The organism is Frankia sp. CgJB1 (assembly GCF_977947065.1).
This window is the reverse complement of the sequence record NZ_CDWTNB010000061.1, coordinates 1,988-20,442: the sequence shown is the minus strand read 5'-3', so window position 1 is coordinate 20,442 and position 18,455 is coordinate 1,988. Positions and strand designations below refer to the sequence as shown.

At 71.6% G+C, this 18,455-nt stretch carries 11 protein-coding genes and 2 pseudogenes; 9 read left to right on the top strand and 4 right to left on the bottom strand.

Annotation, left to right across the window (positions count from 1 at the left end; all coding sequences use genetic code 11):
* From drmA to AC08OT_RS09370, 5 genes and pseudogenes are all read left to right on the top strand, one after another.
* Positions 1 to 2,734, top strand: a 2,734-nt coding sequence (drmA, locus tag AC08OT_RS09390) for a DISARM system helicase DrmA (RefSeq protein WP_476602726.1), incomplete at its 5' end; no start/stop codon positions are given.
* A pseudogene (gene drmB / locus AC08OT_RS09385) lies at positions 2,734 to 4,659 on the top strand (DrmB family protein). The gene drmA and the pseudogene drmB, both read left to right, overlap by 1 nt.
* 10 nt (positions 4,660 to 4,669) lie before the next feature.
* Positions 4,670 to 6,832 carry an HsdM family class I SAM-dependent methyltransferase gene (locus AC08OT_RS09380; protein WP_476593991.1) on the top strand — a complete coding sequence of 721 codons (2,163 nt, stop codon included), beginning with the start codon at positions 4,670 to 4,672 and terminating at the stop codon, positions 6,830 to 6,832.
* A 110-nt stretch (positions 6,833 to 6,942) separates the two neighbouring features.
* The gene (locus tag AC08OT_RS09375; protein WP_476602725.1) at positions 6,943 to 8,565 is read left to right on the top strand and encodes a serine/threonine-protein kinase; all 1,623 of its coding nucleotides are present in this window, start codon (positions 6,943 to 6,945) and stop codon (positions 8,563 to 8,565) included.
* A gap of 280 nt (positions 8,566 to 8,845) precedes the next feature.
* A complete protein-coding gene (locus AC08OT_RS09370; protein WP_476594413.1) occupies positions 8,846 to 9,490 on the top strand; it encodes a ribonuclease FAU-1 family protein in 645 nt (214 codons plus the stop codon).
* 35 nt (positions 9,491 to 9,525) lie between these two features.
* Here the strand turns inward: AC08OT_RS09370 and AC08OT_RS09365 are convergent, their stop codons facing one another.
* On the bottom strand, positions 9,526 to 9,696 hold the full coding sequence (locus AC08OT_RS09365; protein WP_476594414.1) for a hypothetical protein: 171 nt from the start codon (positions 9,694 to 9,696) through the stop codon (positions 9,526 to 9,528).
* A gap of 74 nt (positions 9,697 to 9,770) precedes the next feature.
* On the opposite strand from AC08OT_RS09365, the gene AC08OT_RS09360 reads away from it, so the two are divergent.
* Entirely contained in the window at positions 9,771 to 11,468 is a 1,698-nt protein-coding gene (locus AC08OT_RS09360) for an ABC-F family ATP-binding cassette domain-containing protein (protein ID WP_476594415.1), read from the top strand.
* Positions 11,469 to 11,484: 16 nt separating this feature from the next.
* On the opposite strand, the gene AC08OT_RS09355 is transcribed toward AC08OT_RS09360, so the two are convergent.
* Complete coding sequence (locus tag AC08OT_RS09355) at positions 11,485 to 12,663, bottom strand: HAF repeat-containing protein (protein WP_476594416.1); 1,179 nt, start codon at positions 12,661 to 12,663, stop codon at positions 11,485 to 11,487.
* A gap of 426 nt (positions 12,664 to 13,089) precedes the next feature.
* Between AC08OT_RS09355 and AC08OT_RS09350 the strand changes: the two genes are divergently transcribed.
* From AC08OT_RS09350 to AC08OT_RS09340, 3 genes are all read left to right on the top strand, one after another.
* Positions 13,090 to 13,536 (top strand): P-loop NTPase family protein, encoded by a 447-nt coding sequence (locus tag AC08OT_RS09350; RefSeq protein WP_476594174.1) that lies wholly within the window; start codon positions 13,090 to 13,092, stop codon positions 13,534 to 13,536.
* 353 nt (positions 13,537 to 13,889) lie between these two features.
* Positions 13,890 to 14,756: a bifunctional methylenetetrahydrofolate dehydrogenase/methenyltetrahydrofolate cyclohydrolase FolD gene (gene folD / locus AC08OT_RS09345; protein ID WP_476594175.1), complete on the top strand. Its 867-nt coding sequence runs from the start codon at positions 13,890 to 13,892 to the stop codon at positions 14,754 to 14,756.
* Between the two features lie 312 nt (positions 14,757 to 15,068).
* The gene (locus AC08OT_RS09340; protein WP_476594176.1) at positions 15,069 to 17,348 is read left to right on the top strand and encodes an MMPL family transporter; all 2,280 of its coding nucleotides are present in this window, start codon (positions 15,069 to 15,071) and stop codon (positions 17,346 to 17,348) included.
* 280 nt (positions 17,349 to 17,628) lie between these two features.
* Here AC08OT_RS09340 and AC08OT_RS09335 read toward each other — a convergent pair.
* A pseudogene (locus AC08OT_RS09335) lies at positions 17,629 to 17,991 on the bottom strand (cytochrome P450); the annotation flags it as partial.
* Positions 17,992 to 18,212: 221 nt separating this feature from the next.
* The coding region (locus tag AC08OT_RS09330; RefSeq protein WP_476602724.1) for a cytochrome P450 at positions 18,213 to 18,455 on the bottom strand (243 nt) is incomplete at its 5' end.

Here is an 18,455-nt window from a genome sequence, read left to right as displayed (position 1 = left end):
GGCCGGCATCGCCCTGCTCGCCGACCAGGACCAGCCGCGCCACCGCGAGGCGCTGGCCGCGTTCCAGTTCGCCAACGAGGCGATGGCCGCCCAGCGCCGGCACACGGCGATCGCCCGGCTGCGCGACGAGCAGGGGCTGGACTACGCCGCGGCCACCGCCGCCGTGCGGGCCCGGGGCGCGGGGGAGGCCTCCTGGCGGCCGTTCCAGCTCGGCTTCGTGCTGCTCAACCTGCCCTCCCTGACCGACCCGGCGCACCCGGAGCGGGCCGCGGACGCCACCGCCGTCGTCGATCTGCTGTTCTTCCCCACCGGCGGCGGCAAGACCGAGGCCTACCTCGGCCTGACCGCCTACACCTTCGCGATCCGCCGCCTACAGGGGACCGTCGGCACCGGTACCGTGGCCCGCTCCGGCGAGGCCGGGGTCGCCGTCCTCATGCGGTACACGCTGCGGCTGCTCACCGCCCAGCAGTTCCAGCGGGCCGCCACCCTGGTCTGCGCCGCCGAGGTGCAGCGCCGCGCGGACCCGGCGACCTGGGGTGCCACGCCGTTCCGCATCGGTCTGTGGGTCGGCGGCGGGGTGTCCCCGGACCGGTTCGAGGACGCCCGCGACCAGGTCGGCGAGGCGCGAGAGGCCGGCGACGGCAAGCGGGCCAACGTCCTGCAGACCCTGAGCTGCCCGTGGTGCGGCAGCGCGTTCGGGGCCCATACTGACGCCCACGTCGACGAGGACCTCCGCCGGGTGCTGCTGTACTGCCCGAACGGCGAGGGGGCCGACGCCTGCCCGTTCTCCCGGCGGGCGGCGCCCGACGAGGGCCTGCCGGTGCTCACCGTCGACGAGGAGATCTACCGCTACGCCCCGAGCCTGGTCATCGCCACCGTCGACAAGCTCGCCCAGCTGCCCTGGCGCGGCGAGGCGGGGATCCTGTTCGGCCGGGTGAGCCGACGCTGCCCCCGGCACGGGTACCTCCACGACGACCTCGACGCCCGCACCGGCTGCGGCGAGCGTCACCACAGCCGCGGCAGGCGGCCCGCCGTGACCAGCGAGCCGGTCGTCCGGCTGCGCCCGCCTGATCTGATCATTCAGGACGAGCTGCACCTGATCTCCGGTGCGCTCGGCACCACCGTCGGCCTGTTCGAGAGCGCGGTCGACGAGCTGTGCACCTGGCCGGTCCCGGCCGGCGCGCTCACCGGCCCGAAGATCGTGGCCTCGACGGCGACCACCAGGCGGGCCCGCGACCAGGTGCTCGGCGTCTTCGGCCGCGGCCTCGCCGTCTTCCCGCCCCAGGTGATCGACGTGACCGATACGTTCTTCTCCCGGCGGGTCCCGGTCACCCCGGGCCGGCGCTACCTCGGCGTCTGCGCGCACGGGACGAGGATGAAGTCCGCCGAGATCCGCCTCGCCGAGATCCTGCTCCTCGCCGGCCAGACCCTGTTCGACCGGCACGGCACCCCCGTCGAGCCCTACCTGACCCTCGTCGGCTACTTCAACGCCACCCGCGAGCTCGCCGGTATGCGCCGCTACCTCGACGACGACGTCACCACCCGGGTGCGTACCCACGGCCGGCGCAAGGGGCTCGCTAACCGCATCGTCACCGGTACCGGCATGCTCGCGATCTCGGAGCTGACCTCCCGGGTCTCGTCGGCGGACATCAGCGAGGTGTTGGGCCGCCTGGAGATCCCCTTCGACCCCGAGCTCGACACTTCCGCGCGGCGGGAGGCCGTCGCCGAGAACGTCCGTGCATCGTTCCGGAGCAGGGAGCGGGACCGGCGGGCACCGCACCCCCTCGCCGAGCGCACTCGCGCCCGGAGCAACCAGGACCGGATCCCGGTCGACGTGGTGCTCGCGACCTCGATGCTCCAGGTCGGGGTGGACGTCTCCCGGTTCGGGCTGATGGCCGTGATCGGCCAGCCGAAGAACACCGCCGAGTACATCCAGGCGTCCTCCCGGGTCGGCCGGGACGCTGGCCGCCCGGGTCTCGTCGTCACCCTGTACAACTGGGCCCGGCCGCGGGATCTCGCCCACTACGAGGACTTCGAGCACTACCACGCGACCTTCTACCGGCAGGTGGAGGCGCTGTCCGTGACCCCGTTCACCCGCCGCTCCCTCGACCGGACCACCACCGGCACGTTCGTCGCCGCCGTCCGGCACGCCGACGAGGCGAACACCCGCAACGTCGACGCCCACAGCGTGGACCTCGCCGGCCCGGCGGTCAGCGGAGTGATCGACCGGCTGCTGGCCCGTGCCGAGGCCGTCGCCCGGCCGCGCGGCCGGGAGTACCTCGAGGAACGGATCCGGCAGCTGATCGAGAGGTGGGAGCTGGCGAGGACGGGCCCGTCCCGCATCGGCTATCGCACGGCCGGGGGACAGCAGCGAGTCACCGGCCTGCTGGAGCCCGCCGGGCACGTCCGCTGGGACGTTCTCACCGTCGCCCAGTCGATGCGGGAGACTGAGCACGAGATCAACCTGCTGGTGCCCGGCCCCGCCGAGATCTTCACCCCCGCCTACGGCGAGCCGGGCTGGGCGTTCGGCGCGCCGCCGGACGCCGACGGTACCGGTGAGATCGGGAGCAGCGGGGAGATCGGGAGCAGCGAGGCGGACGGCAGGGATGACGAGGTAGTGGACGACGAGGCCGCCCCGGTCGGGGACGAGCTGGGGGAGACGGCCTTCGTGGCGGCACGGGCGGGCCGTCCGGCGCGGTCGGCCCGCGCGGCGCTCCCCGGGAAGGGCATCTGATGGTCACGGCGTTCCACCGGCGGGTCGGCGCGGTCCGGCCCAGTCACCTGATGTTCACCAGCGGTGTCGGCGCGCTCGTCGACCTGCCGAACTTCTCCGCGATCGTCCGCGGCGTCGACGACTGGGACTACCGCAACGTCCCCGAGTACCAGCCGATCGTCGAGCCGCGGTTGCTCGCCGCCGTGCGGCGGCTGTATGACCGGGGCGTCACCGAGCTGCGCCCGGCCCCGTGGGCGGAGACCGACGCGGGCGACCGCAGCGGGCAGGGCGCCCGGATCGGCGTGCCCACCGTGCCGTTCCCGAACTGGCTGCGCTGCACTGCCTGCAACGAGCTGGATGTGATCGCCTCCCGCGCGTTCGGGTTCGAGAACCCGTGGCTGACCCGGCCCCAGGACGCCCGCTTCTTCCACGGCACCTGCGGGCGGAAGAAGACCGGCCGCCGGCCGCTCGCGGTGGCGGCCCGCTTCGTGCTCGCCTGCACCGCGGGGCATCTCGACGACTTCCCCTACCCGATGTTCGTGCACCGGGGCGCGCAGTGCGCCAAGGCGAGTCATCCCCGGCTGCGGATGGAGGACCGCGGCGGCAACCTCGGCGCCAACGTCGAGATCCGGTGCGTGAACTGCGACGCCCGGCGCAACATCCGGGAGGCCATGGGACGCCGGGGGGCGGAGCACCTGCCACGCTGCCGGGGCCGCCATCCCCACCTGGGGACCTTCGCCGATGGCGGGTGCCCGCAGGAGTCCCGCCTGCTCGTCGTCGGCGCATCCAACCAGTGGTTCGCCCAGACGCTGCCGGTGCTGTCGGTGCCGCGGACCGGCGCCAGTGAGCTGGCGGTCAAGGTCGAACAGCACTGGACCGCCCTGGAAGGTCTTCCCACGGTGTCGATGCTGGCCTGGGCGTGCGCGCAGACCGCGGTGCTGCGCGAGTTCGCCCGATGGACGGACGAGGAGATCTGGGCTGCCGTCGAGCGGCATCGCGCCGCGATCGAAACCGGCCCGGCCCCGGGTGCCGACGCCGACGACGAGCGGGCCTACCCGGATCTGCGCACCCCGGAGTGGGAGATCTTCTCCTCCGCCGTCCTCCCCGAACCCACCGACGATTTCGCCCTGCGCCGCGAGCCCGGCGGTGTGCCGGCGCCGCTTGCCGGCTGCTACGCCGACGTCGTGCAGGCCGAACGCCTGCGGGAGGTACGGGCGCTGACCGGGTTCACCCGGCTGGACGCGCCCGACCCGGACGACCCCGACCTCGTCATCCGGGCGCCGCTGGCCCGTGGGCCGGCTTCCTGAGTACCGGCGAGCGAGGTCCGCGGCGAGGGCATGTTCCTGCGGGTGCCCGAGGAGATCCTCGGCCCGTGGGCGCGCCGCGTCGCGGACAGTGTCGCGATGCGCGAGCACCGCGACGCCTACAGCCGATTCCGGGTGAACCGCTACTCCGACCGGATCGCCGGGGACTTCGATCCCATGCAGGGCTGGCCCGGGGAGCGCTTCCTCGCCCTGCACACCCTGTCCCACCTGCTCATCCGGACCATCGCGCTGGAGTGCGGCTACAGCTCGGCCAGCCTGAGCGAACGCATCTACGCCGGGGACGACGGCGACCCGCGCGGCGGCATCCTCATCTACACGGCCGTCCCGGACGCGGAGGGCACCCTGGGCGGGCTGGTGTCGCTGGCCGAGCCCGACCAGCTGCTCCGGCTGACCCGCCGGGCCCTCGCCGACGCCCGGCATTGCTCGTCCGATCCACTGTGCGCCGAGCGGCTGCCGTCGGCGCCCGCCGACTTCCTGCACGGCGCCGCCTGCCACGTCTGCCTGTTCGTGTCCGAGACGACCTGCGAGCGTGGCAACCGCTTCCTCGACCGCCGGTTCGTCGTGCCCCTCGGAGACGAGCCGCAGGACCGCGCCCTCGCCCTGTTCGGCGGGCTGCCGTGAACGGGCTGCCGTGAAGACGAGCGGCCGGGACACGGCGAGCTCCGCGGCTGCCACGGCCACAGACACGGCCACGGTCACCGCCACCGACATCGCCCGGCTGGCCGGAGTCGGGCGGGCCGCGGTCAGCAACTGGCGGCGCCGGTTCGCCGACTTTCCCGCACCCGTCGGGGGGACATCGACCAGCCCGCTGTTCGCGCTGACCTCCGTGGCGGACTGGCTCACCCGGCATGACCGACCGTTCCAGATCGAGGCGGCCGACCAGGTATGGCAGCGGATCCGGGGGGCCGTCGACGATCCGCGCCTCGGTGAGGTGACCGGCCATCTCGGGGGGTTCCTCATCCAGCGCCAGCGGGATCCCGCGGGCGCCACGGCGCTGCTCGGGGAGAGCGACGCGGTGGCGGCCGTATCCCTAGAACCGGCGATCGCCCGCGCCGTGCCGGAGCTTCCCGGTGGTTTCCCCGACACCTGGGAGACCGGGTGGGTGGCGATCGCCCGGGTCGCCGCCGAGGCGGCGGACCGGCACGGCCACGCGGAGCTCTTCGACGCGCTGCGCGCCCGCTACCGCGAGGTCTGCTCCCGGCAGGTGGCGGAGCCTCCGCGGGCGGTCGGGGAGCTGATGGTGACCCTCGCCGGCCTGCGCGGCCGGGCGGGGGCCGCCACGGTGCTCGACCCGGCCTGCGGGGTCGGCGGGCTGCTGGAGGCGGCCCGGGCCGCGGGGGCGGGCCGCCTGCTCGGCCAGGACGTCAACCCGACGATGGCGCGGGTGAGCGCCGTCGGACTGCTGCTGCGGGGTGGTGACGCGCGGATCGTCGCGGGCGACTCGCTGCTCGCCGGCGCCTTCGCCGGGGAACGGGCCGACGCGGTCCTGTGCGCCCCGCCGTTCGGGCAGCGTTGGGGCTACGACGAGCTGCTCGGCGCGCCGTGGTGGCGCCACGGTGTTCCACCGCGGGGGGAACCCGAGCTGGCCTGGGTGCAGTACTGCCTGGCGCACGCCCGGGACGGCGCGCCGGTGCTGGTCATCATGCCGGCGGCCGCCGCGTCGCGCCGGGCCGGGCGCCGCATCAGGGCGAACCTGCTGCGTGCCGGGGAACTGCGCGCCGTGCTGGGGCTGCCGCCCGGGCTGTTCCCGACGGGATCGGCCTCGGATCTGTGGGTGCTCCGCCGCGGTGCCGGCCCCGATGCCGGCCCCGATGCCGGTTCCGGCGGGCCCGGGGCGACGTCCGCTCAGGTACTGCTGGGCCTGGCGCACGGTGAGATCGCCGTCGTCGAAGCGGCCTGGGCGTTGTTCGTCGCCGCCGGCGGGTTCGGCGGCGACACCGCCGATCTGCCGGCGGGATTCCGGCGGATGTGCGTTGCGGACCTCCTCGACGACGAGGTCGACGTGAGCCCGCGACGCTACATCGACCATTCTCCGGAAAGAACCGCTGTCGGTGAGTTCCCTGCTGTCGGTGAGTTCCCTGCCGTCCGGGAGGATTTCCTGGCGATGGTGGCCTCGTTGTCCTCGGCGGTTCCCCTCCTGACCCCACCGAGGGGATCCGGACCGGCGGACCGGCTGGCTTCGCCGAGTGTCACGCCGAGCGTCACGATCGGTGAGTTGGCGAAAGCCGGATCGTTGACGGTCCTGATGGCCCCGTTGCAGACCAGGGCCGGGGTCGGTGACCTGCCGCTGCTCACCGCGGGCGACGTCCGGCATGGGCGGGGCCCGTCGGGCCGGACGGAGGAACTGGCCGGAATGCTCGTTCTCCGGCCCGGCGACGTCGTCTGTGTGACGGCGCCGGGGGAGACCACGGCCCGGGTCGTCGAGGACGCGGGTGCCGTTCTCGGGCCGCGGGTGGTGCTCCTGCGGGGCGATCCCGACCGGCTCGATCCGTACTTCCTGGCCGGGATCCTGCGGGCGGCCGGCCATCGGGCGCACGGGCGATCCGGTGGCGGTGCGGACGCCCAGGCCGCCGGCCGCTCGGGTGGATCGTCGCCGCCCGCCGGCCTGCGGCGGGTCCGGATACCGGTTCTCCCGCTGGCCGAACAGCGTTCCCGGGGGCTCGACTTCCATCGCCTCACGATGGTCGAGAAGTCGCTGCGCGACGCGGTGGAACTGGCCGAGACCATCGTCCGGCTCGGTCATCTCGGAATCGCCGACGGAAGCCTGCGGGGCGGGGCGACAGGTCCCGTGTAATGACGCCCCTGCCCGGTGTGCGGGTCCGGCCGAAGCCTTGTCCTGGTAACGGTGAAGGCGGCGCGGTGCAACCGGAATCAGCAACCCGACAATGCTGTGGCCGGCCGACAATGCCCTGGCCGATGCCGTTTCCGGGTGGGGGTAGTGTTCCCGGGGATCGGGCGGGAAGGGGCGGGGGCACGGTGGCCGCGCGGTGGATGATCGACAGGCGGTATGAGCTCGAGGCTGTTCCATTGGCCAAAGGCGGAATGGGTAAGGTCTGGGTCGGCCGGGATGTGAAACTCGACCGGGAGATCGCGGTCAAGTTCGTCCGTTTTCCCGACGGCCAGCCGGACCAGGAGCTGATCCGCCGGTTCATCCGGGAGTCCCGCATCACCGCCCGCCTGTTGCATCCGGGGGTGCCGGCGGTGTACGACGCGGGTACCCACGAGGGGCGTCCCTACCTGGTCATGCAGCGGGTGCACGGCCTCAGCGTGGCGGATCTTGTCGCCGAGCAGGGCGCGCTGCCCGTCGGCTGGGCCGCCGCGATCGCCGCCCAGGTGGCCTCGGTGCTCGCGGTGGCGCACCGGGCGTCGCTCGTGCACCGCGACCTCAAACCGGCGAACCTGATGCTGGAGCCGGACGGCACTGTGAAGGTGCTGGACTTCGGGCTCGCCGTCGCGCTCGACCGGACCAACCTGTCGAAGATCACGGCGACCGGCCAGCACCTCGGCAGCCCCGCCTACATGGCGCCCGAGCAGGTGCTTGCCGGCCTGAGCACGCCGGCCACCGACATCTACGCGCTGGGTGCCACGCTGTTCGAGATGTTGACCGGTCAGCGGCTGTTCGCCGGTTCGTCGTCCTACACGGTGATGAACAAGCAGGTCGAGGAGGTCCCGGCGCGGGTGCGGTCGCTGCGCGCCGACGTGCCGGGCGGCCTCGACGAGCTGGTCGCCGCGATGCTGCGCAAGGCGCCGGAGGATCGCCCGTGCAGCGTGGAGAAGGTGTACGCGGCGTTGATCGGATCCGTGGTGGGCCTCGGCCCGCTTCCCGGGGCCGTCGACGACGCCGCGGACAACCCGGTACGGCTGTACGCGGCGGTCGCGGCCCGGGTGGTACCGCGCGGGGCGGCCCCGAACACTGCCCCCTCCACCCGGAGATCCACTGCTGGGCCGCCCGGGGAGCCCGATGGCGGGATCAGGCGGTCCGATCTTCGTCGTGCCCGGGACGAGGCTCGGACGTTGGCCCGGGCCTCCCGCTACAGTCAGGCCGCCGGTGTGCTGGCGGCGGCGGTGGACCGGGCCGGTCGTTCCCTCGGCCACGACAGCGCGGATGTGCTCGCGCTCCGTCTCGATCTGGCGGACCACCTGTTCGAGGGCGGCGACTTCCGCCGCGCCGTGGACGGCTACCGCACGCTTCTCGTCGATCTTGTCCACCGGGACGCTCCGGACAGCGAGCGGGTTCTGCGCTGCCGCCTGCGGGAGGCGACCTGCCGGGCCCTGATCGGTGAGACCGGCCAGGCGCTCGAACAGCTTCGTGGGCTGCTGGAGGACGAGATCAGGGTGTTCGGTGCGGACGACGCCCAGGTCTTCGAGCTGCGACGGCAGATCGGGCTGTTGCAGCTCGGCGCCGGCCATCGGGCGTCGGCCGCCGAGACCCTCTCGGCGCTGCTCGCCGATCTGCTCAGGGTCTGGGGGACGGAGCATCCGATGGTGCCTGTCGTCCGGGAGTTGCTGGCCGGTGCCGGCGGTTGATCGACGGCGGAATCGACCGTCATGAGAGTCCCATCCCGTCTGTCGTGGGGTTGTGGTGGGGGGCACGCCGGGGCAGGACGGCACCGTACAGTCGGACGGTGACGAAGCTGGGAAAGCCCCGTGGCGTATGATCCCGCTTCCCAGGCTGGTCCCCAGGCCGGTACCCATCTCGGTACCCAGGTTGGTACCCAGGCATCGCCACCGCTCGGTTCGGGCGCCGCACCGGCGGGTCCGTCCGGGCGAATTCGTTCCAGGAGAATTCGTCCCGGGCGAAGTGGTCGTGCACCGGTCGTTTACCACCAAGCGGCTCGTCTTCGTCCGCGCGGGTCACGTGGTCGGCCACGATGAGCGCGGCCTGCGGCTGTGGATCCCGCATGGCTGCCCGATGGCCGTCGAGCTGAGCACGGACGGTCGCGGCCTGCGCGACATGCCGTTCGCCGAATGGATCCGCCAATCCACGGTGCTGGTGGAGAGGGCTTGGCCTGGGCCGAACATCCTTATGATGATCCCGCCGGCGGGTGCGCACTCGGTGTGGTGGTTCTGGGACCGGCAGGGGCGGTTCGCCCGTTGGTACATCAACCTCGAGGCACCTGCCGTGGCCTGGCGCCACGACGGACTCGTCGGGGTGGACACGACCGACCACGACCTCGACCTGTGGGTCTCCCCGGACCGGACCTGGCAGTGGAAGGATGAGCACGAGCTCGCGGAACGGCTCGCGTTTCCCGAGCACTACTGGGTCACCGACGCGGCGGCGGTGCGGGCCGAGGGCGAGCGGCTGCTGCGGCTCGTCGAGACGGGGGCGTTCCCGTTCGACGGCACCTGGTGCGACTTCCAGCCGGACCCGTCCTGGCGCACACCGGCTACCCTGCCGCCTGGCTGGGACCGCCCGCGGGCGCCGGGCACGACCGGAACCGGCCCGCACTGACGGCGATGTCGACGGCCGGCGATGTCAACAGCCGGCTACGTCGAGAAGGCCCACCCTGACCAGCGGGCCACCGTCACGATGATCGCCGGCCCGGCGGGCGGGGCGGCCTGGTACTGGTCATATCGGGTGATGAGCAGTTCGATGGCAGCGGCGTGTCCGGGTTCGCCCGCCCGGACCCAGCGTACGAACCCAGCGTACGGACTCACCGTAGGGTCCCACCGGATGGATGCGGCCCCAGGGGGCGGGACGCGATGCGCCGTCCATGCGCCAGACTGGTCAGATGTCTGCCACCCTCGTCGCGTCCGGTCTCACCGTCACCCGCGGTGGGGCGACCGTCCTCGACGGCGTCTCCCTCACCGTCGCGCCCGGCGACCGTCTCGGCGTGGTGGGGCCCAACGGCGTCGGCAAGTCGACGTTGTTGCGTGCCCTCGCCGGGCAGGTGGCGCTCGACGCGGGCCGGGTGGATCTCGCGCCGCCGACCGCCAACGTCGGCCTGCTCCCCCAGGAACCCGACCGCGACCCCGGGGAGACCCTGCGGGCCTTCCTCGCCCGTCGCACCGGCGTCGCCGCGGCGCAGGCCGAGCTCGACGCCGCGACCGAGGCGTTGGCCCTGGGCACGTCCGGGGTCCCTGGCACGTCTGGGGCTCCTGGCACGTCTGGGGTCGACGACCGCTACAGTGTCGCCCTGGAGCGGTGGCTGGCGATCGGCGCGGCCGACCTCGACGCCCGCGCCGAGGAGGTGTGCGCCGATCTCGGTCTGCCCGCGGGCGCGCTCGACAGCCCGACGACGGCGTTGTCCGGCGGGCAGGCCGCCCGGGGATCGCTGGCCGGCGTCCTGCTGTCCCGGTTCGACATCACCCTGCTCGACGAGCCCACCAACGACCTCGACTTCGACGGGCTGGAACGGCTCGAGCGGTTCGTCCAAGGCGTGCCCGGGGCGCTGGTCGTCGTCAGCCACGACCGCGAGTTCCTCGACCGCACCATCGACACCGTCGCCGAACTCGATCCGCACCGGCACGGCCTCACCCTCTTCGCCGGCGGATGGACGGCGTACCTGCAGGCCCGGGAGGTCGCGCGGCGTCAGGCCCGGGAGCGGTACGAGGAGTACGCCGGCCAGCGGGCCGATCTCGTCGCCCAGGCGCAACGCCAGCGGGAGCAGGCGGTGCGGGGTTCGGTGCGGGCGAAGTGGCGGATGCCCGACGGTGACCGGGCCGCCAAGGGAGCCCGGATCGAGGCGGCGACGAAGAGCGCGGCCAGGGTCCGGTCCATCGAGTCCCGCCTCGACCGGTTGGCGGAGGTCGAGGAGCCTCGCAAGGAATGGCAGCTGCGCATGTCGATCGCCGCCGCGCCCCGGTCGGGCGATGTCGTCGCGACGTTGACCGGCGCGGTGGTGGCCCGATCGGGCTTCACTCTGGGGCCGGTCGACCTGACGATCGCGTGGGCGGACCGGGTGGTGATCACCGGGCCGAACGGCGGGGGCAAGACGACCATGCTGGGTGCGCTGCTCGGCCGCATCCCCCTGGCCCGGGGGCACCAGGCACTCGGGTCCGGCGTGCGGCTCGGCGAGATCGACCAGGCCCGCGGCCTGTTCCGGGGTGAGGCTACGGCGCTGGCCGTCGCCGAGCGGGCGACCAGCTGGCCGGCGGGCGAGGTGCGCACCCTGTTCGCGAAGTTCGGTCTCGGCCCGGATCAGGTCACTCGGCCGGCGGCGTCCCTGTCACCGGGAGAACGCACCCGGGCGGGGCTCGCGCTGCTGCAGGCGGTCGGCGTGAACTGCCTGGTGCTCGACGAACCCACCAACCACCTCGACCTTCCGGCGATCGATCAGCTCGAACAGGCGCTGGCCGGCTATGCGGGCACCCTGCTGCTCGTCACCCATGATCGGCGCATGCTCGACACGGTCGCCGTGACTCGCCGGCTGCACGTCGACGGCGGCCTCGTCACCGAGAAGCCCCTCGTCACCGAGAAGCCATTGTGACGGGCCGCTGAGAACGTCAGGAGCCGGTGTTCGGCCAGAATGCCGCCTGGGGGAACGGGGAGTCCGTGGTGGTCGCGGAACCGAGCACGACGTTGTTCGGGGTGACGGCGTTGCCCGCGCTCACCGGTCCTCCGAGGGTGCCCAGATCGGTCAGCCGGCCGCGGTACCAGCGGAACGCGTGGCTGCCTTGACCCGAGGGCGCCGTCCCGCACACCACACCATGATCATTGAGGTCGAGAAGCTCCAGCGGGCCGAGCGGTGAGGTGATCGGGATGCGGCGGCCCGCGATCCACAGGAACCCGCCATCTGACGATCCGAGGCTGCGCACCAGCACCTGACCGAGACTGTTCACGGCGACCGCCTCGCTGTGCAGGTCACTGCCGAGGGTCCCGAGATCGGTCATGCGGCCGCGGTCCCACAGGAACGCGCGGGAATAGCCGTCCGAGGTCTCGCTGGTCCCCACGACCTGCCTGGCGTTGTTCACGTCGGCGACGACGGTCGAGGAACCGCCGAGAGTCCCGAGATCCGACATCGTGCCGGCTGACCAGAGGAACCCGTGGCTGGCGCCCTCCCGGGTGAGGCTGTTACCCGCCACCCTTCCCTGCACCGTGACGGCCACGGCGGAACTCAATGGTCCGCCAAGTGTGCCCAGATCCGTCATCGTGCCGTTTGACCATCGGTAGGCGTGCTGCTCGCCCGTCTTGGTGGTGCTGGTCCCCACGATGAATCCGGTGTCGCTGACGTCGACCGCGGTACTGGACCGCCCGCTCTGGGTGGGGGTGCCGCCGAGGAATCCTAGCGACTGATAGATGCCACGGTTCCAGCGGAACGCCTCCCGGCTGTAACGCGTGATGTTCTCGCCGACGACCACGCCGGCCTCGCTCACCGCGGCCGGCCGGCTGTTCCCCGGCAGGCCGTGCACCGTACCGCCGCGGTAGACGAACCCACTGAGCTCGGATGGTGAGGTCTGCCAGTAGCCCGCGAGAAGGCCTGCGGTGTTGCCGCCGGTGAGGAGACCGGAGGCCCCGGCCGGGGATGGAATGTCCACGACGGCGGGTCGGGCGGGCGCAGGTGGGGAGGACGGCGCCGCGGTGGCCGCGTCCGCCGCGGTGGCGGAGCCGAGGTAGCCGAGCGACCAGGGCACGAGGGTCGTGGCCACCGTGGCGGCACGGATGAATGTCCTTCGATCGTTCATCGCGAAATGATCTCCTCTGGCCGGCTGTCACGGTCAGCCGTCGACGGTTATCGGCCGACGTCGGTCGACCGGCTGGAGGAGTTCGTGGAGCCATCACGCAATGCCAACTCTCCGAGGCCGGAGGATTGCAACATGATCTACCGTCGTCAATCAACGACACGCTGGCGCCGTCGGCGGCTCACCCTCTCGGCTCGGCGGTGGCGGTCGGGTGGGCGGTGGCGGTCGGGTCGGGACGAAGCACGATGTTTCACCACCAGGCCGGGTGCACCGGTGGGACACTGACTGGGTGAATGCGCTCGGGACGAGCTGTGACTCCGCGCCGGCAGCGATGCCCTCTGACGCCCGGCGGATCCTTGTCGTCGGCAGCGGCGGGGCGGGCAAGAGCACCTGGCGCGCGAGCTCGCGCGCCAGACCGGACTGCCGCTCGTGCATCTCGACCGGTACTTCTGGCAACCGGGATGGGTCGAGACACCCACGGCGCAATGGCGGTCCGTCGTCGCCGACCTCGTCGCCGAGCCCGCATGGGTGATGGACGGGAACTACGGCGGCACGCTGGACCTGCGCATTCCCGCCGCCGACCTCATCGTGTTCCTGGACCTGTCGCGGCGGATCACCATCCCACGAGTACTGCGACGCTGGGCACGGTGGCACGGACGGAACCGTCCCGACCTCGCCGCGGGCTGCCCGGAACGGCTCGACCTCGCTTTTCTCACCTGGCTGTGGAGATATCCGAGTACCAGCCGCAACCGTCTCGCCGACAGCATCGCCGAACACCACGCCGGACACCGGGTCGTTCGCCTGTGTACCCCGCGTGAGGTTCGTCTCTGGCTGGCCGCCGTGGCCTATTCGGGAGTTCCAGCGGCCCGCCGGTGACGGCCAACCGGCTGTGCCCGGTCATCGGCTAGCCGTTGCCCGACCGTCGCCCGGTGAATTTGGGGGACCTGAGCACGGTCTGCGGTCCCTGGACCGTGCCTTGCTCCCCACAATGTGGCCGCCGTCGGCGTTTCCCGCGCCCGAGGGTTCCCCGCGGTGGTGGGTATGACGGTACTGAGCACCTGTGCGCTCTGTTGGCGTAGCGTGCTCGCTCGGGCTCCGCCGGACGCCGGGGGACCGCGCCAGGGGCCGGGGAGACCGCGCCGGACGCCTGGCTGACCCGGGCATGACCCGGATCGGAGACCGGGTAGAACCCGGGCATGATCTGACGACCGTGACGCGAAGGGCCGATAGTGAGCGCAGTGATCATCGACGGCAAGGCCGTCGCCCGCAGAGTGAGTGAGAACGTGGCCAGGGAGGTCGCCGAGTTCCGCGACCGGACCGGCCTCCAGCCCGGCCTCGCGACCGTGCTCGTGGGTGATGACCCCGCGTCCGCCGTGTACGTCGGCGGCAAGCGTCGGGCCTGCCTCGAGGCCGGCATGGCCGACCTGCATCAACACCTGCCGGCCGACACCTCCCAGGAGAAGGTCGCGGCACTCCTGGACGATCTTGCCGCCGATCCGGCCGTGTCGGGTATCTTGCTGCAGCTTCCGGTGCCCGAAGGCTTGGACGGGGCCGCGCTCGTCGGCCGGATCCCACCCGGGAAGGACGTTGACGGGCTCACCACCGCCAGCGTCGGTCTGCTCGCCCGGGGTCTGCCGGGTCTGCGGCCCTGCACACCGTCCGGAATCATCGAGTTGCTGGACTCCTACGATGTCGAGTTGTCCGGTACGCCCACGGTTGTCGTCGGTCGTTCCGAACTGGTCGGTCGTCCGGTGGCACAGCTGCTGGTGGGACGTAATGCGACTGTAACTATCTGTCACTCCCGTACGCGGGACTTGGCGGCGGTCTGTCGCGGCGCCGACGTGCTCGTCGTCGCCGCGGGAAAACAGGCGATCATTGGCGTCCACGCGGTGAAGCCAGGCGTTACCGTCATCGACGTCGGCATGCACCGGACCCCGCAGGGCCTGCGGGGCGACGTGGATTTCGAGGCGGTGCGCGAGGTGGCCGGGAAACTGACCCCGGTGCCGGGCGGGGTGGGGCCGATGACGATCGCGATGCTGCTGCGCAACACCCTGCTCGCTGCGCAGGCCGCCGCCGGTGCTGACGGTCCGGGCTGACGGTCACCACGAGCCGCTTGCCGCACCGAGTCACACCCCGGACTTGCGGGTCACATCCCTGACGTGAAGGTTTTCATCGGTTCTTCGCCCGTCGGCCGGTGGGGCCGACGGGTTCTGTCGGTGGCATGCGCCAGAATCGCCATCGTTGGGACAGGATGTGCGTTCGGCGTGGGGAGACGGGCATGACCAGCGGGGACGAGTCCGAGGTCGGGGGCGGCGGCGGGTCGGCGGCACGGGCGGAGACCCGCCGGCAGCACCATCCCCGCCAGTGCCGGCACCACCAGCGGCACAGTTCCCGCCGGGGCCGATGCGGTGCGGAACGCTCCCGGGGACGGCAACGGTACCCCGGCGGATTCCGCTTCCGGCCCCGCCGGTTCCGGTGGCCGTCCGGCGCGCGCCCGCCGGCCACGCATCGTCTACGTCTTCGCGGTCCTGGCTGTCGGCTGGCTCCTGCTCGGCGGCGTCGGCGGATCCTACCAGGGTAAGCTCAGCGAGGTCCAGAAGAACGACAACGCCGCCTACCTCCCGAACTCGGCCGAGTCGACCAAGGTCGACACCGCGTCGCGGCAGTTCCGCTCTGTGCAGACGATTCCCGGCTTCGTCGTCTACGATCGCCAGGGCAGGCTGACCGCGCAGGACAAAGCTAAGATCACCGCCGACGTGAGGTCCTTCGCCGGGATCCACGGGGTGGACGCCGGTCAGCTCGGGCCGCCCCAGTTTGCCCGCAACGGCGCTGTGGCCGCCGTGGCCGTGCCGCTCGTCGCCCAGGACGGCGGCCGGGAGGTCAAGGGTGATGAACTCGTCGACGTCGAGAAGGCTGTCGTCGCGGCCGCCCGCGACGGGGCACCGGCCGGTCTCGCCGTGCACCCGGCCGGGCCGGGGGGTCTGCTCGTCGCCTTCATCGAGGCGTTTTCCGGCATCGATGGGCTGTTGCTGCTCGCCGCGGGCCTTGTCGTCGTGGGCATCCTGCTGTTCGTTTACCGCAGCCCGGTGCTGTGGTTCTTCCCGCTGTTCAGCGCGGTGCTCGCGCTCGGCGTCTCGGCGCTGATTATCTACCCGTTGGCCAAGAACGACGTCCTCACCCTCAACGGGCAGAGTCAGGGCATCCTGTCGGTGCTGGTCATCGGCGCCGGCACCGACTACGCACTGCTGCTGGTGAGCCGCTACCGGGAGGAGTTGCACACCTACCCCAGCCGGGTCCAGGCGATGATTGCGGCCTGGCGGGGCGCCGCTCCGGCAATCATCGCCTCGGCGGCGACGGTGATCCTCGGTGAGCTGAACTCCACCCGCAGCCTCGGGCCGGTAGCGGCGATCGGCATCGCCTGTACGGCCCTGATCATGCTGATCTTCCTGCCGGTGTTCCTGGTGATCGCCGGACGCTGGATCTTCTGGCCTCGCATTCCCCGCGTCGACCACCAGGTCGACCTCACCGGTCACGGTCTCTGGGCACGCTTCGCCGGGGGCCTCGTCCGCCGGGCCCGGTGGGCCTGGATCGTCACGACGGTCGTGTTGCTGGCCTGCTCGTCCCTGATCGTCACCCTGAAAGTCGACGGCCTGTCGACGACGGACAGCCTGACGGGGCGGCCGGAGGCGATCGTCGGCCAGGAGATCTTCGACGCCAACTTCAGCCAGGGGGAGGGCGCCCCGGCCGTCATCATCACCAACACCGCTGCCGCCGTGGACGTCATCGCCGCCGTTCGGAAGGTCGACGGCGTCGCCACCGCTCCCGGCTCGGTCTGCGTGGAGGTCGACTACCCCAAACTCGCCGCCCGGTCGGCGTCCGGCGGGCGCCCGGCGGCGAGGGGTCCCGACGGCTGCGCACCCGCGTCGGTCCAGGTCGCCCCGGTCGACGGTCGAATCGCCATCGACGCCGCCATCGTCTACCGCTATGACACCGCCGAGGCTTACAACACGATCACTGAGATCCGACGGGTCGTCCGGGAGGTGCCCGGGGCGGACGCCCTGGTCGGTAGCCAGTCGGCGATCAATCTCGACACCCAGAACGCCTCGCGCCACGACCGCAATCTGATCATCCCGATCGTGCTGGTCGTCATCCTCCTTGTGCTCGGCGTCCTGCTGCGGGCACTGCTCGCCCCGGTCCTCCTGATCGCGACGGTGGTGCTCTCGTTCGCCGCGACGCTGGGCGTGAGCGCGGTGGTGTTCAACCACGTCTTCGGGTTCGCCAACGCGGATCCCGGCTTCCCGCTGTTCGCGTTCATCTTCCTCGTCGCCCTGGGGATCGACTACAACATCTTCCTGATGACCAGGGTCCGGGAGGAGACCCTCATCCACGGCACCCGTAGCGGCATCGTGCGCGGCCTCGCGGTCACGGGCGGGGTCATCACCTCGGCCGGGATCGTCCTCGCCGGGACGTTCGCCGTACTCGGCGTCCTCCCGCTGGTCTTCCTGGCTCAGTTGGGTTTCTCGGTGGCCTTCGGGGTGCTGCTGGACACGGTTCTGGTCCGCTCGGTCCTCGTGCCGGCACTGAGCCATGACCTCGGTCCGAAGATCTGGTGGCCCTCGAAGCTCTCCCGACACGCACTCGCCCGGCCCGGCCTCCGCGCCAGGACCGAAGCCAACGCACGTCCCTGATGCCCGGGCACCCGACGACTGCTGGTGACGTGCTGTAGTCGCCGGCCGGGGTGGCAGGAGGCGCACCCGCCGCCTGGAAAGATCTCGTTCCGCCCAAGGAACTGGATCCTCGTCCCGTGGCGATCCGGGCTGCCCTATCGGCCCCCCGTCCTCGGCGGAGGGTGCCGGACCCAGCCGCACGGGAACGGACTTTCGATGCCGGTGAGGCGGGGCCGGGGACACCACGCGGGCAGCGGGGCTGGCCGCCGGGCCTTACGGGACGCTACGAGACACGCACGGGCTCGGACGGGTGCTCGACCCGCCAGTCGATGTAGTCCCCGAACTCCTCCCAGTCGAAGTTCACCGCCTGCGCGGCGCGATCCTCGTCGTCCCGCAGCCGTAGGCCTTCGTCGAGGCGGTCCCGGATCGCCTCCTGCCCCGTCTCGGGGATACCCAACAGGTAGCCGATGGTGCGCATGGGCATCTGCGCGCCCAGGTCTTTGATGAAGTCGAATCGGTCGATGCCGACGAGGGGATCGAGGCAGCGTGCGCAGAACTCGCGGATCTTCGGCTCCAGCGCGTTCATCTTCCGGGGAGTGAAAACCTTTGTCAGGAGGCTGCGGTGGCTGCTGTGGATCGCTGGGTCCTCGAAGAGGATGATGCCCGAACGGTTGATCGCCGGCATATCCTTACTTCCTTGGGTGATGAGGTGAGACACCCGGCCCGCGACCGCGCCGGTGGAGTGAACGTCGCGGAGTAAGTCATCGTCTCCGGCGCTCCTCCGGGGCAACGAAGCCTTCTGCGCCCGGTCGGACTGCCGCAAATATCCGCGGTACCGCTTCTTTCCGACGTGAATCCCGAGGGGTGACAGGGTCGGTCAGGTGGTCAGGAAATCTTTTCCAGCTGGACCGGTAGCCCGTCCCGTGGAACAGGTAGCGGGAAACGGTCTAATGATATCCGGTAGCCCGGTGCCAGGCTCCACCGGTACCGCAGCAGCATCTGGTGCAGGATCGCCTTCACCTGCTGACCGGCGAAGTGCAGACCGATGCAGGTATGTGGCCCGCCACCGAACGGTTGCCAGGCGTAGGGATGTACCTTGGATTCGGAATAAAATAACTTGTTCACTTC